Origin of the sequence: Streptomyces sp. NPDC052236, from assembly GCF_044548015.1 — a bacterium.
GTDB lineage: Bacteria > Actinomycetota > Actinomycetes > Streptomycetales > Streptomycetaceae > Streptomyces.
In genome coordinates this window covers 1-11,586 of record NZ_JBIUBL010000014.1, presented here as the reverse complement: position 1 = coordinate 11,586, position 11,586 = coordinate 1, and the positions used below count along the sequence as shown (strand labels likewise).

Below are 11,586 nucleotides of genomic sequence, written 5' to 3'. Positions count from 1 at the left end.
GGAGACAAGCACATGACTGGGGCCACCGTCTGGCTCACCGGTCTGCCGAGCGCGGGCAAGACCACCATCGCCCACGCGCTCGCGGACCGGCTGCGCGCCGAGGGACACCGTACCGAGGTGCTCGACGGCGACGAGATCCGCGAGTTCCTCTCCGCGGGCCTCGGCTTCAGCCGCGAGGACCGCCACACCAACGTCCAGCGGATCGGCTTCGTCGCCGAGCTGCTGGCGTCCCACGGCATCAAGGCGCTGGTACCGGTCATCGCCCCGTACGAGGACAGCCGCGAAGCCGTCCGCAAGCGCCACCAGAGCGAGGGCACCGCGTACCTGGAGGTGCATGTCGCCACTCCGGTGGAGGTCTGCTCCGTACGCGATGTGAAGGGGCTGTACGCCAAGCAGGCGGCCGGCGAGCTCAGCGGGCTGACCGGCGTGGACGACCCGTACGAGGAGCCGCAGGACCCGGATCTGCGAATCGAATCGCACCGGCAGACCGTGCAGGAGTCCGCGGCGGCGCTGCATGCGCTGCTCACCGAGAGGGGTCTGGCCTGATGACGACTGTAGCCGCTGTCACTGACGGCACCGAAGGCACCGAGAGCACCGACAGCCCGTACGCCCTGTCGCACCTGGACACCCTGGAGTCCGAGGCGGTGCACATCTTCCGCGAGGTCGCGGGCGAGTTCGAGCGGCCGGTGATTCTCTTCTCCGGCGGCAAGGACTCGATCGTGATGCTGCACCTGGCGCTGAAGGCGTTCGCGCCCGCGCCGGTGCCGTTCACGCTGCTGCATGTGGACACCGGGCACAACTTCCCCGAGGTCCTCGAATACCGCGACCGCACCGTCGCCGCGCACGGGCTGCGGCTGCACATCGCCTCCGTACAGGAGTACATCGACGCCGGGAAGCTGCGCGAGCGCCCCGACGGGACTCGCAATCCGCTGCAGACCGTCCCGCTGACCGAGGCGATCCAGCAGCACCGCTTCGACGCGGTGTTCGGCGGCGGGCGCCGCGACGAGGAGAAGGCGCGCGCCAAGGAGCGGGTGTTCTCGCTGCGGGACGAGTTCTCGCAGTGGGACCCGCGCCGCCAGCGCCCCGAGCTGTGGCAGCTCTACAACGGCCGCCACGCGCCCGGCGAACACGTCCGCGTCTTCCCGCTCAGCAACTGGACCGAGCTGGACGTCTGGCAGTACATCGAGCGCGAGAAGATCGAACTGCCAGGCATCTACTTCGCGCACGAGCGCGAGGTCTTCAACCGCCACGGCATGTGGCTGACCGCCGGTGAGTGGGGCGGCCCCAAGGAAACCGAGAGCGTCGAGAAGCGGCTGATCCGCTACCGCACCGTCGGTGACATGTCCTGCACCGGCGCCGTCGACTCCGACGCCACCACCCTGGACGCCGTGATCGCCGAGATCGCCGCATCCCGGCTCACCGAGCGGGGAGCCACCCGCGCCGACGACAAAATGTCCGAGGCCGCGATGGAAGACCGCAAGCGCGAAGGGTACTTCTAGCCATGACCAGCACCTCCGAGCAGCTCGCCGGGATCTCCGCCACCACCCTGCTGCGTTTCGCCACCGCCGGGTCCGTCGACGACGGCAAGTCCACCCTCGTCGGGCGGCTGCTGCACGACTCCAAGTCGGTCCTCACCGACCAGCTGGAGGCCGTCGCGGCCGTTTCCCTGAGTCGCGGCCAGGATGTCCCCGACCTGGCGCTGCTCACCGACGGTCTGCGGGCCGAGCGGGAACAGGGCATCACCATCGATGTCGCCTACCGCTACTTCGCCACCCCGCGCAGGCGGTTCATCCTCGCCGACACGCCCGGCCACGTTCAGTACACCCGCAACATGGTCACTGGCGCGTCCACGGCCGAGCTGGCCGTCGTGCTGGTCGACGCCCGCAACGGCGTGGTCGAGCAGACCCGCCGCCACGCCGCCGTCGCGGCCCTGCTGCGCGTCCCGCACGTCGTCCTCGCCGTCAACAAGATGGACCTGGTGGAGTACGCCGAGCCCGTCTTCGCGGCGATCGCCGAGGAGTTCACCGCGTACGCGGCCTCCCTCGGCGTCCCCGAGATCACCGCGATCCCGATCTCGGCGCTCGCCGGTGACAACGTGGTGGAGCCGTCCGCGAACATGGACTGGTACGGCGGTCCGACCGTGCTGGAGCACCTGGAGACGGTCCCGGTCAGCCACGATCTGACCGGCTGCCACGCCAGGCTTCCCGTGCAGTACGTGATCCGTCCGCAGACCGCCGAACACCCCGACTACCGGGGTTACGCGGGCCAGATCGCGGCGGGCACCTTCCGCGTCGGCGAGCAGGTGACCGTCCTCCCCTCGGGCCGCACCTCGAAGATCACCGCGATCGACCTGCTCGGCGAGTCGGTGGACGTCGCCTGGACCCCGCATTCGGTCACCCTCCTGCTGGAGGACGACATCGACGTCTCGCGCGGCGACCTGATCGTGCCGAGCGGCGACGCGCCCCCCACCACGCAGGACATCGAGGCGACCGTCTGCCATGTCGCGGACCGGCCGCTCACCGTGGGCCAGCGGGTGCTGCTCAAGCACACCACCCGTACGGTCAAGGCGATCGTCAAGGAGATCCCGTCCCGGCTGACGCTGGACGACCTGTCCCAGCACCCGGAGCCGGGGCAGCTGGTCGCCAATGACATCGGCCGGGTGAAGGTCCGTACCGCGGAGCCGCTGGCGATGGACTCGTACGCGGACTCCCGCCGTACAGGATCGTTCCTGCTCATCGACCCGGCGGACGGAACCACGCTGGCGGCGGGCATGGCGGGCGACGCCTTCGCCGAGACCGCGCACGTACACGTACAGGCGCAGGCGGCCGAAGACGAGGACGGGTGGGACTTCTGATGACCACCACCGACTCCACCGGCTCCACCGGCTCCACCGACTTTTACGCCTCGTTCGCGAAGGAGGGGGGCCGTGTCGGCAGCGGCGCCCTCGGCGCGGGGACGGGCGGGGTCGCGCGATGTGCGCGATGACGTACGCGCACAGCATGCGCGCCCCCAGCCTCCGCACTCCGCACAGACGAAGACCGCCGACTTCCCGGCCGCGTCCCACCTGACGCACTGACCGGGCCAACGAGAGGACCACCTCCCGTGCCTGCCACCAGGACCCTCCTGCGACGCTCCATCGCCGCCGCCGTCGTCCTCCCGCTGCTCGCCGTGGCGCTCACCGCCTGCGGTTACGGCTCCCAGGCGCCGAAGAACGACAGCATCGCCCCCGTCGCCAAGGGCGCGAAGGTCGACGGCCTCGACACCGTCAAGGTCGGCTACTTCCCGAACCTCACCCACGCCACGGCGCTGGTGGGCGACGAGCAGGGCATCTTCCAGAAGGAACTGGGCGGCACGAAGTTCGCCCCCTCCACCTTCAACGCCGGTCCCTCCGAGATCGAGGCGCTGAACGCGGGCTCCATCGACATCGGCTTCATCGGCCCCTCGCCCGCCATCAACGGCTACGTCAAGTCCAAGGGCAAGAACCTGCGGATCATCGGCGGCTCAGCCTCCGGCGGGGTCAAGCTCGTGGTCAACCCGGACAAGATCAAGACCGTGGCCGACCTCAAGGGCAGGAAGATCGCCACCCCGCAGGTCGGCAACACGCAGGACGTGGCCTTCCTCAACTGGATCTCCGAGCAGGGCTGGAAGGTCGACGCGCAGAGCGGCAAGGGCGACGTCTCCGTGGTCCGTACGGAGAACAAGGTCACCCCCGACGCCTACAAGTCCGGCGCGATCGACGGCGCCTGGGTGCCGGAGCCGACCGCGTCCAAGCTGGTCAGCGAGGGCGCCAAGGTGCTGCTGGACGAGTCGACGCTGTGGCCGGACAAGAAGTTCGTGATCACGAACATCATCGTGTCGCAGAAGTTCCTCAAGGAGCACCCGGACGTGGTCGAGGCCGTGCTGCGCGGTTCGGTCACGACGAACGCGTGGATCAACGCCAACCGGGAGGCGGCGAAGGCGTCCGCGAACACCAAGCTCCAGCAGCTCACGGGCAAGCCGCTCCCGTCCGATGTGATCGACCCGGCGTGGCAGTCCATCCGGTTCACCGACGACCCGCTGGCCGCGACCCTGCGGGCGCAGGCGGACCACGCGGTCAAGGCCGGTCTGCTCAAGCAGCCCGACCTGGCCGGGATCTACGACCTGAAGCCGCTGAACAAGGTCCTGAAGGCGGCGGGCAAACCCGAAGTCGCCGACGCCTCGCTCGGCGTCAGGTAACTCCGTAACTCCGTAACTCCGCACAACTCCGTAATCCAAGCCAACCCAAGGAGGTGACGACCGTGGCCACTGCCATAGCCAAGGCCGAGGACCGCACAACGGTGGAGTACGCCGCCCGGATCGCGCACGTCTCGAAGTCCTTCGCCGGACCCGCCGGGACCCAGCTCGTACTGGACGACATCACGCTCGATGTCGCGCCGGGCGAGTTCGTCACGCTCCTGGGAGCCTCCGGGTGCGGCAAGTCGACACTGCTGAACCTGGTCGCGGGCCTGGACAAGCCGACCCTGGGAGCCATCGAGACGCCCGGCGGGCGGCCCGCCCTGATGTTCCAGGAGCACGCGCTCTTTCCGTGGCTGACCGCGGGCAAGAACATCGAGCTCGCGCTGCGGCTGCGCGGCGTACCCAAGGCCGAGCGGCGCCCGGAGGCGGAGCGGCTGCTGGAGCTCGTACGCCTGAAGGGTTCGTACGGCAAGCGGGTGCACGAGCTGTCGGGCGGCATGCGTCAGCGCGTCGCGCTGGCGCGGGCGCTCGCGCAGGACAGCCAGCTGCTGCTGATGGACGAGCCGTTCGCGGCGCTGGACGCCATCACCCGGGACGTGCTGCACGACGAGCTGACCCGGATCTGGCGTGAGACGAGCGTCTCGGTCCTCTTCGTCACGCACAACGTCCGCGAGGCGGTGCGGCTCGCGGAGCGGGTGGTGCTGCTGTCGTCCCGGCCGGGACGGATCGCGCACGAGTGGACGGTCGACATCCCCCAGCCGCGCCGTATCGAGGACGCCGCCGTCGCGGAGCTCTCCGTCGAGATCACTGAACAACTGCGTGGGGAGATCCGCCGTCATGGCCAGCACTGAAACCAGCACCGAAGCCAAGGCCGACGATCTCGCCGGCCTGGAAGCGGGCCTGGACGCGCTCGACGCGGTGCAGGCCACCCGCCGTACGCCGGTGCGCGAGGTGCTGCTGAAGAAGATCCTGCCGCCGCTGGTCGCGGTCGCGCTGGTGATCGTCGTATGGCAGGTGCTGGTCTGGGCGAAGGTCACCGACGAGTACAAGCTGCCCGCGCCGTCCGCGGTGTGGGACAGCCTGTCCGAAATGTGGTTGCAGGGCACGCTGCTGGATGTCGCGTGGACCAGCGTGTCGCGCGGTCTGCTGGGCTTCATGATGGCGCTCGCCATCGGTACGCCGCTGGGGCTGCTGGTCGCCCGGGTGAAGTTCGTACGGGCTGCCATCGGCCCGATCCTGTCCGGGCTCCAGTCGCTGCCCTCGGTGGCGTGGGTGCCGCCCGCCGTCATCTGGCTCGGTCTCGAACCGGAGATGATGTACGCGGTGATCCTGCTGGGCGCGGTGCCTTCGATAGCCAACGGCCTGGTCTCCGGTGTGGATCAGGTGCCGCCGCTGTTCCTGCGGGCCGGGCGCACACTGGGGGCGACCGGGCTGCGCGGCACCTGGCACATCGTGCTGCCGGCCGCGCTGCCGGGGTATGTGGCAGGGCTCAAGCAGGGCTGGGCGTTCTCCTGGCGCTCGCTGATGGCGGCGGAGATCATCGCCTCCTCGCCCGAGCTCGGCCTGGGCCTGGGGCAGCTGCTGGAGAACGGGCGCAACAACGCCGATATGCCCGGCGTTTTCCTCGCCATCATCCTGATCCTGATCGTCGGCATCGCCATCGACCTGGTGATCTTCAGTCCGCTGGAACGGTGGGTGCTACGCACCCGCGGACTGCTGGTCAAGAGCTGAGCCCGGCCATGTACCGTCCCGTCCCTCCCGTCCTTCTTGTCATCGCCCACGGCAGCCGCGACCCGCGGCACGCGGCGACCGTGCACGCCCTGGTGCGGCGCGTGCGGGCGCTGCGGCCCGAGCTGCGGGTCGAGACCGGGTTCCTGGACTTCAATGTGCCGTCGGTGGAGCAGGTGCTGGAACGGCTGGCTGCCGAGGCGGTACGGGGTGGAGTACGGGACGTGGTGGCGCTGCCGCTGCTGCTGACCCGCGCCTTCCACGCGAAGTCGGACATTCCCGCCGTACTGCGTCAGGCGCCGCCGGTGCTGAACATCCGCCAGGCGGAGGTGCTCGGCCCCTCCCCGCTGCTGCTCACCGCACTGGAGCAGCGGCTGTCCGAGGCCGGGCTCGACGCGTCCGACCCGTCCCAGAAGCGCTCGACGGGGCTGGTCCTGGCCTCGGCGGGCTCCACAGACCCGGAGGCGATCGCAGTGATCGCTCACATAGCGCGGGAGCTGCGGCACACCGGTTGGTGCGCCGTGCGGCCTGCGTTCGCCTCCGCATCCCTTCCGCGTACCGAGGACGCGGTGCGCCAACTGCGCGCCGAGGGCGTACAGCGGGTGGCGGTGGCCCCGTATGTCATCGCCCCCGGCTTCCTCCCGGACCGCATCGCCCATGGCGCGCGGGAGGCGGGAGCGGACGTGCTGGCCGAGGTGCTGGGCGCGTCGGCGGAGCTGGCGGGGCTGCTGCTGCGCCGGTACGACCAGGCGCGGGCGGCGGACCGGTTGGCGGTCAGTGCGTGACCGCCGGGCCGGGCGTGCTTCGCCCCTGACCGCCGTCGAAGCCGCGTCGAAGCCGCACGGCCTTCGGCCGTGTCATCAAACTCCCCCATAGCCTTCGGCATGGGTGGGGGTGCCCCCGGCGAAGCCAGGGGGAGTGCCCCCAGACGGGCTTGATGGGGCCGCTTCCGCGTCGACCAGCGCCGTCAGCTCGGCCACGGACATCGATCCCGCCCCACGGCCCTCGCGGGCGAAGCTGTTGGCGACGCGCTGCAAGGTGTCGTTCACCGGGGTCGGTACGCCGTGTATGCGGCCCAGCAGGACGATCTCGCCGTTGAGGTAGTCGGCCTCGATCGTGCCCGTACCGCGGTTGAGGCTCTGCCAGGACGAGCCCGGGGCGCGCTCCCCTCCGGCCAGCGGTTCAAACCGGATCTTGTCGTCCCTGAAGTCCGTCTCCTCCACCGCGCTCACCACCTCGATACCGGCCGCCGCGACCACTGCCCGGGCCTCGGCCCACGCGCGCCTGGCGAGGCCGACGGCGGCCTCGTCGCTGATGAGCCCGGTGGCGGCCTCGATGGCGTTGGCGGTATTGCTGATGAGCTTTGCGTACTTCCAGCGCATCACATCGGGGACGACCGGGGCGAGCAGCTTGGATTTGTCCAGGTCGGCGGAGATGCGCAGAGCGGTCTCGTCCGTGCCGGAGGGGTAGCGCCCCAGGTGCAGGATGCCGGTCAGCGGGGTGCCGGAGCAGGAGACCGATCCCGGCTCCAGGTAGCTGGCGGGCAGGAAGACGCACATGCCGTACACATGGCGGAAGCGGCGCAGCGCGAGGCGCTCGTTCTCGACGCCGTTCTGCGCGCAGACCAGCGGCAGCAGCTCACCGGCCGTGGAGCCTGCCCCGGAACCTGCCGCGAAACCTGCCCTGGAACCGCCGGCAACCGGCTGGGCTGCCCAGTCCTCCAGCGCGGCCGTACTGTCCTGGGTTTTCACGGCGAGGATCAGGACATCGTCCGGCCGCAGCTCGACCGCGTCCGGCCGGTCAACGACGGGCAGCTGGTGCGTACGGGTCCCGTCCGCGGTCGTCAGGCGCAGCCCGTGCTCACGCAGCGCCTCGAAGTGCGCACCTCGTGCCACGAGCACCACCTCGTGCCCCGCCTCGGCCAGCCGTCCGCCGATGGTTCCGCCAACTGCCCCTGCTCCAATGATGATGTAGCGCATAAGAACGAGACTGCCATACGGCGACGGCGTCGGCTCAGCTCGTGGTGAGGGCGTCGTCGAACGACGTGGCCTGGTGGAAGTAGAGCAGCCAGTCGCCGCCGGTCAGCAGCCACAGCGAACTGCGGTGGGCGCGCTGGGCGCCCGACTCGGTGTCGAAGGTCAGCAGCACCACGCCGGGCGCGAGCTGTACGCCCTTCATCCGCGAGGCGGTGATCGGCCTCGGCACGGGCGCGTCCGGCGCGGTGAGGTCCGCGATGATCGAATCCCGGTCCCAGACCCGCCCCGAGACGCCGAACTCCTCGAAGTCCGGGTGGAGCAGTGCGGCAAGGAGCTCGGGCGAGGAGCGCACGCCCGGGTCGAGGAGGCGGAATTCAGCCTCCATGGCCGCGTTGACGGCCACTGTGGGGTCCGTAGGTTCCCTGTGGTCCGTGGGGTCGGTGGGGTCGGTGGGGTCAGTCACGGGTCAGCTCCACCAGTTTGACGACGGTGTTCCAGTTACGGCTGGTGGCGACGGCGCCCGGGAACAGCCGGGGCTTGGCGAGCTCGGCGGCGAGCTCGGAGCGACCGAGGCCGTTCGGCACGTACAGATACAGCGCCCGGTCGCCGAGCCGGAACTCCTCCGGCAGGAACGCCGGGGCGTCGACCGAAGCGAACCGCCCCGGGTCCACGGGCTCGGAGAAGAAGGTGACGTGCAGCTGCTTGCCCTCCAGCGTCGCCGCGGGGAACGGGCAGGCGTCGGCGACCGCCCGCAGATACGCGCCGTCGCGCACCAGACAGTCGACGCCGAAGCCGAAGTGCTCCTCGATGGCGCGCTCCAGGGAGGCGGCGAGCGTCTTCTCGTCGCCGGAGTCGCTGCTGAAGACGGCGTTGCCGCTCTGCAGATACGTGGCGACGTCGCCGTGTCCCAGGCCGGTGAGCAGTTCGCGGAGTACGGGCATGGGGACCCTTCGATGGCCGCCCACATTGATTCCGCGCAGCAGGGCCGCATACCTCGTCATCGCCACACCATAAGCGGGTTGCCGCGTCCCGTGCGCGGGGGCACGGCGCCCTTTAGATGTAAGGGGCCTGAATCGTTCTTGTCGGGGATCCGACCGCTCCCCGAGGAGGAGAGAGCCACGCCGCCGCTCACCGGAGAGCAGGAGGAGACGGCCGGAATCCGCCGATAGCTTCGAAACGGAGACGACGGCGAGGCGCCGACGTCATAGCGAGGGGGCAGGACCGTCATGAGGCAAGCACGAGGCGGCTCACGCGGGATAGCCGCGCGGGCCGGCAGCTGGAGCGCGCGGCACCGCTGGACCGCGGTAGGGATCTGGGTGTTGTTCGTCGTGCTCGCCATGGCGGCAGGCGGGGCGGCGGGCCAGGTCGACGTCAAGCAGGACGAGCAGCTGAAGGGCGAGACCACGCAGGCCGCCCGGATCATGAAGGACGCGGGCATCGAGGAGCCGGTCGGCGAATCCGTGCTCGTACAGCCGAGGGAGAACGGCGGCTCGGCGAAGGCGACCGACCCGGAGTTCCGGGCGGCCGTCGCCGATGTGATCAAGGCGGTCGGCGCCACGGGTGAAGTGACCGCGGTGAAGTCTCCGTACGACACGGAGTCCATCTCCAAGGACGGGCACAGCGCTCTTGTGCAGTTCGACATGCGCGGGGACCCCGAGACCGCGAGTGAGCGGATCGAGCCGGTCCTGGCCGCCGTGGCCAAGGTCCAGGACGCGCACAATGAGCTGCGGATCGAGGAGATCGGCGGCGCCAGCATGAACAAGACGTTCGACGACGCCTTCGGCGACGACTTCAAGCAGGCGGAGTTCTCGGCGGTGCCGGTCGCGTTCGGCATTCTGCTGATCGCCTTCGGCGCGCTGGTGGCGGCGCTGCTGCCGATACTTCTGGCCGTCACCGCGATCATGGCGACGATGGGGCTGATGGGTCTCGTCAGCCATCTCATGCCGATGGGCGAGACGGCGAACTCGGTGATGCTGCTGGTGGGACTCGCGGTCGGCGTCGACTACTGCCTGTTCTATCTGCGGCGTGAGCGCGAGGAGCGCGAAGCGGGGCGTGACCGGGAAACGGCGATGGAGATCGCCGCGGCGACCAGCGGGCGCGCCATCATCGTCTCCGGTGTGACCGTGTGTGTGGCGATGGCCGGGATGCTGTTCACGGGGATCGGCGACTTCGAGTCGATGGGCCTGGCCTCGCTGATCGTGGTGGCCGTGGCGATGATCGGCTCGGTGACGGTGCTGCCGGCGCTGCTCTCGCTGCTCGGCGACCGGGTGGAGAAGGGCCGGGTGCCTTTCCTGGACCGTATGAAGCGCGGCACGAACGGGAAGAACGGCGAGAGCCGCGTATGGACCCGGGTGCTGGCCACCGTACTGAAGCGGCCCCTGGTGTCGCTGGTGGTGGCCGGGGGCGCACTGGCGGCGATCTCACTGCCCGCGATCGGCATGAAGACCCAGGAATTCACGCTGGACCAGGAGTTCGGCGACTCGGTGCCGATCGTGGCGACGTACGAGCGGATGAATGAGGCATTTCCGGGCGGGGCGGAACCGGCGGAGGTCGTCGTCAAGGCGGACGACATCAACGCGGCTTCCGTACGGCAGGCGATCGACGACTTCCGTCAGCGAGCGGTGAGTTCGGGCGCGTCTCTGGGGCCGGTCGAGGTGGTGACGCACGACGCGGAGAACCTCGCCTTTGTGTACGTACCGCTGGTGGGCGGCTCCGACCTGGACAAGGCGGAGAAGAGCCTGGACCTGCTGCGCGACGAGGTCCGCCCTGCGACGTTCGGCAAGGTTGACGGAGTCGAAGCGCCGATCACAGGCCAGGTCGCGGGGTCGAAGGACTTCAACGACCAGCTGACGGGGGCGGTCGCGCCGGTCTTCGCCTTCGTGGTGGTGTTCGCGTTCGGGCTGATGCTGCTGTCGTTCAGGTCGCTGACGATCGCGATCACCTCGATCGTGCTCAACCTGCTGTCGGTGGGCGCGGCGTACGGGATCCTGACGGCGGTCTTCCAGTACGGCTGGGGGGCTTCGCTGGTCGGCGCGGAGGGGGTGGGCGCGATCATCACGTGGCTGCCGCTGTTCCTGTTTGTGATCCTGTTCGGGCTCTCGATGGACTACCACGTGTTTGTGGTGTCGCGGATCCGTGAGGCAAAGATGCAGGGGCGTACGACGCGGGACGCGATCACGCACGGCGTGGTGACGACGGCGGGGGTGGTGACGAGCGCGGCGGTGATCATGGTCGCGGTGTTCGCGATCTTCGGCACGCTGTCGATGCAGTCGATGAAGCAGATGGGGGTCGGCCTGGCGGCGGCGGTGCTGATCGACGCGACGATCATCCGGGGGGTGCTGCTGCCGGCGGTGATGGCGCTGCTGGACGAGCGGAACTGGTACTTCCCGAAGTGGCTGAACTGGCTTCCGGACATGACGCACGACGAGTCGGGCGTGGGGACGGCGACGGGGACGGGGACGGCAACGGGGTCGTCGTACCACCACGACGACCGCGACGACCGCCCGGAACCGGCGCGGGTCTGAGGCCAGCCGCCTGAGCCGGGGGTGTGGGGGGGGGGGGGGGCGCCCCCCCCCCCCCCCCCCCCGCCCCGCCGCGGCGCCGCACCCGCGGACCCGACGAACCCCACCCCAGACCAGAAGACCCCCGCCGCCCACGACCCCGCCCG

General features: G+C 69.9%; 12 protein-coding genes. 9 read left to right on the top strand and 3 right to left on the bottom strand.

What is annotated here, in order from left to right; genetic code table 11:
• The first annotated feature begins 12 nt into the window (after positions 1-12).
• The 8 genes from cysC (at position 13) to ACIHCQ_RS22910 (ending at position 6,728) form a co-directional block, all read left to right on the top strand.
• On the top strand, positions 13-546 hold the full coding sequence (cysC, locus tag ACIHCQ_RS22945; protein ID WP_399665248.1) for an adenylyl-sulfate kinase: 534 nt from the start codon (positions 13-15) through the stop codon (positions 544-546).
• Positions 546-1,499, top strand: coding sequence for a sulfate adenylyltransferase subunit CysD (cysD, locus tag ACIHCQ_RS22940; RefSeq protein WP_399665245.1), 954 nt, complete (start codon positions 546-548; stop codon positions 1,497-1,499). Before cysC ends, cysD begins: the two co-directional genes overlap by 1 nt.
• 2 nt (positions 1,500-1,501) lie before the next feature.
• Positions 1,502-2,854, top strand: coding sequence for a sulfate adenylyltransferase subunit 1 (locus ACIHCQ_RS22935; protein ID WP_399665242.1), 1,353 nt, complete (start codon positions 1,502-1,504; stop codon positions 2,852-2,854).
• Complete coding sequence (locus tag ACIHCQ_RS22930) at positions 2,854-2,985, top strand: hypothetical protein (protein ID WP_399665239.1); 132 nt, start codon at positions 2,854-2,856, stop codon at positions 2,983-2,985. The genes ACIHCQ_RS22935 and ACIHCQ_RS22930 overlap by 1 nt, the downstream gene beginning before the upstream one ends.
• A 117-nt stretch (positions 2,986-3,102) precedes the next feature.
• Positions 3,103-4,215 carry an ABC transporter substrate-binding protein gene (locus tag ACIHCQ_RS22925; protein ID WP_399665236.1) on the top strand — a complete coding sequence of 371 codons (1,113 nt, stop codon included), beginning with the start codon at positions 3,103-3,105 and terminating at the stop codon, positions 4,213-4,215.
• A gap of 53 nt (positions 4,216-4,268) precedes the next feature.
• Positions 4,269-5,066 (top strand): ABC transporter ATP-binding protein, encoded by a 798-nt coding sequence (locus tag ACIHCQ_RS22920; protein WP_399665233.1) that lies wholly within the window; start codon positions 4,269-4,271, stop codon positions 5,064-5,066.
• Complete coding sequence (locus ACIHCQ_RS22915) at positions 5,053-5,946, top strand: ABC transporter permease (RefSeq protein ID WP_399665230.1); 894 nt, start codon at positions 5,053-5,055, stop codon at positions 5,944-5,946. The genes ACIHCQ_RS22920 and ACIHCQ_RS22915 overlap by 14 nt, the downstream gene beginning before the upstream one ends.
• A gap of 8 nt (positions 5,947-5,954) precedes the next feature.
• The gene (locus tag ACIHCQ_RS22910) at positions 5,955-6,728 is read left to right on the top strand and encodes a sirohydrochlorin chelatase (protein WP_399665227.1); all 774 of its coding nucleotides are present in this window, start codon (positions 5,955-5,957) and stop codon (positions 6,726-6,728) included.
• A 75-nt stretch (positions 6,729-6,803) separates the two neighbouring features.
• Here the strand turns inward: ACIHCQ_RS22910 and ACIHCQ_RS22905 are convergent, their stop codons facing one another.
• The 3 genes from ACIHCQ_RS22905 to ACIHCQ_RS22895 are packed head-to-tail and all read right to left on the bottom strand — an operon-like array spanning position 6,804 to position 8,920.
• Positions 6,804-7,922: a ketopantoate reductase family protein gene (locus tag ACIHCQ_RS22905; protein WP_399665224.1), complete on the bottom strand. Its 1,119-nt coding sequence runs from the start codon at positions 7,920-7,922 to the stop codon at positions 6,804-6,806.
• Between the two features lie 34 nt (positions 7,923-7,956).
• Complete coding sequence (locus tag ACIHCQ_RS22900; RefSeq protein ID WP_399665221.1) at positions 7,957-8,382, bottom strand: DUF4440 domain-containing protein; 426 nt, start codon at positions 8,380-8,382, stop codon at positions 7,957-7,959.
• Positions 8,375-8,920: a DUF1697 domain-containing protein gene (locus tag ACIHCQ_RS22895; RefSeq protein WP_399665217.1), complete on the bottom strand. Its 546-nt coding sequence runs from the start codon at positions 8,918-8,920 to the stop codon at positions 8,375-8,377. The genes ACIHCQ_RS22900 and ACIHCQ_RS22895 overlap by 8 nt, the downstream gene beginning before the upstream one ends.
• A gap of 225 nt (positions 8,921-9,145) precedes the next feature.
• On the opposite strand from ACIHCQ_RS22895, the gene ACIHCQ_RS22890 reads away from it, so the two are divergent.
• Positions 9,146-11,443: an MMPL family transporter gene (locus tag ACIHCQ_RS22890; RefSeq protein ID WP_399665215.1), complete on the top strand. Its 2,298-nt coding sequence runs from the start codon at positions 9,146-9,148 to the stop codon at positions 11,441-11,443.
• Positions 11,444-11,586 lie beyond the last annotated feature (143 nt).

Bases quoted from the DNA above. Each gene is read 5' to 3' on its own strand.
- cysC (WP_399665248.1), top strand. From the start codon at position 13: ATGACTGGGGCCACCGTCTGGCTCACCGGTCTGCCGAGCGCGGGCAAG.
- cysD (WP_399665245.1), top strand. From the start codon at position 546: ATGACGACTGTAGCCGCTGTCACTGACGGCACCGAAGGCACCGAGAGC.
- ACIHCQ_RS22935 (WP_399665242.1), top strand. From the start codon at position 1,502: ATGACCAGCACCTCCGAGCAGCTCGCCGGGATCTCCGCCACCACCCTG.
- ACIHCQ_RS22930 (WP_399665239.1), top strand. From the start codon at position 2,854: ATGACCACCACCGACTCCACCGGCTCCACCGGCTCCACCGACTTTTAC.
- ACIHCQ_RS22915 (WP_399665230.1), top strand. From the start codon at position 5,053: ATGGCCAGCACTGAAACCAGCACCGAAGCCAAGGCCGACGATCTCGCC.
- ACIHCQ_RS22910 (WP_399665227.1), top strand. From the start codon at position 5,955: ATGTACCGTCCCGTCCCTCCCGTCCTTCTTGTCATCGCCCACGGCAGC.
- ACIHCQ_RS22905 (WP_399665224.1), bottom strand. From the start codon at position 7,922: ATGCGCTACATCATCATTGGAGCAGGGGCAGTTGGCGGAACCATCGGC.
- ACIHCQ_RS22895 (WP_399665217.1), bottom strand. From the start codon at position 8,920: ATGACGAGGTATGCGGCCCTGCTGCGCGGAATCAATGTGGGCGGCCAT.
- ACIHCQ_RS22890 (WP_399665215.1), top strand. From the start codon at position 9,146: ATGAGGCAAGCACGAGGCGGCTCACGCGGGATAGCCGCGCGGGCCGGC.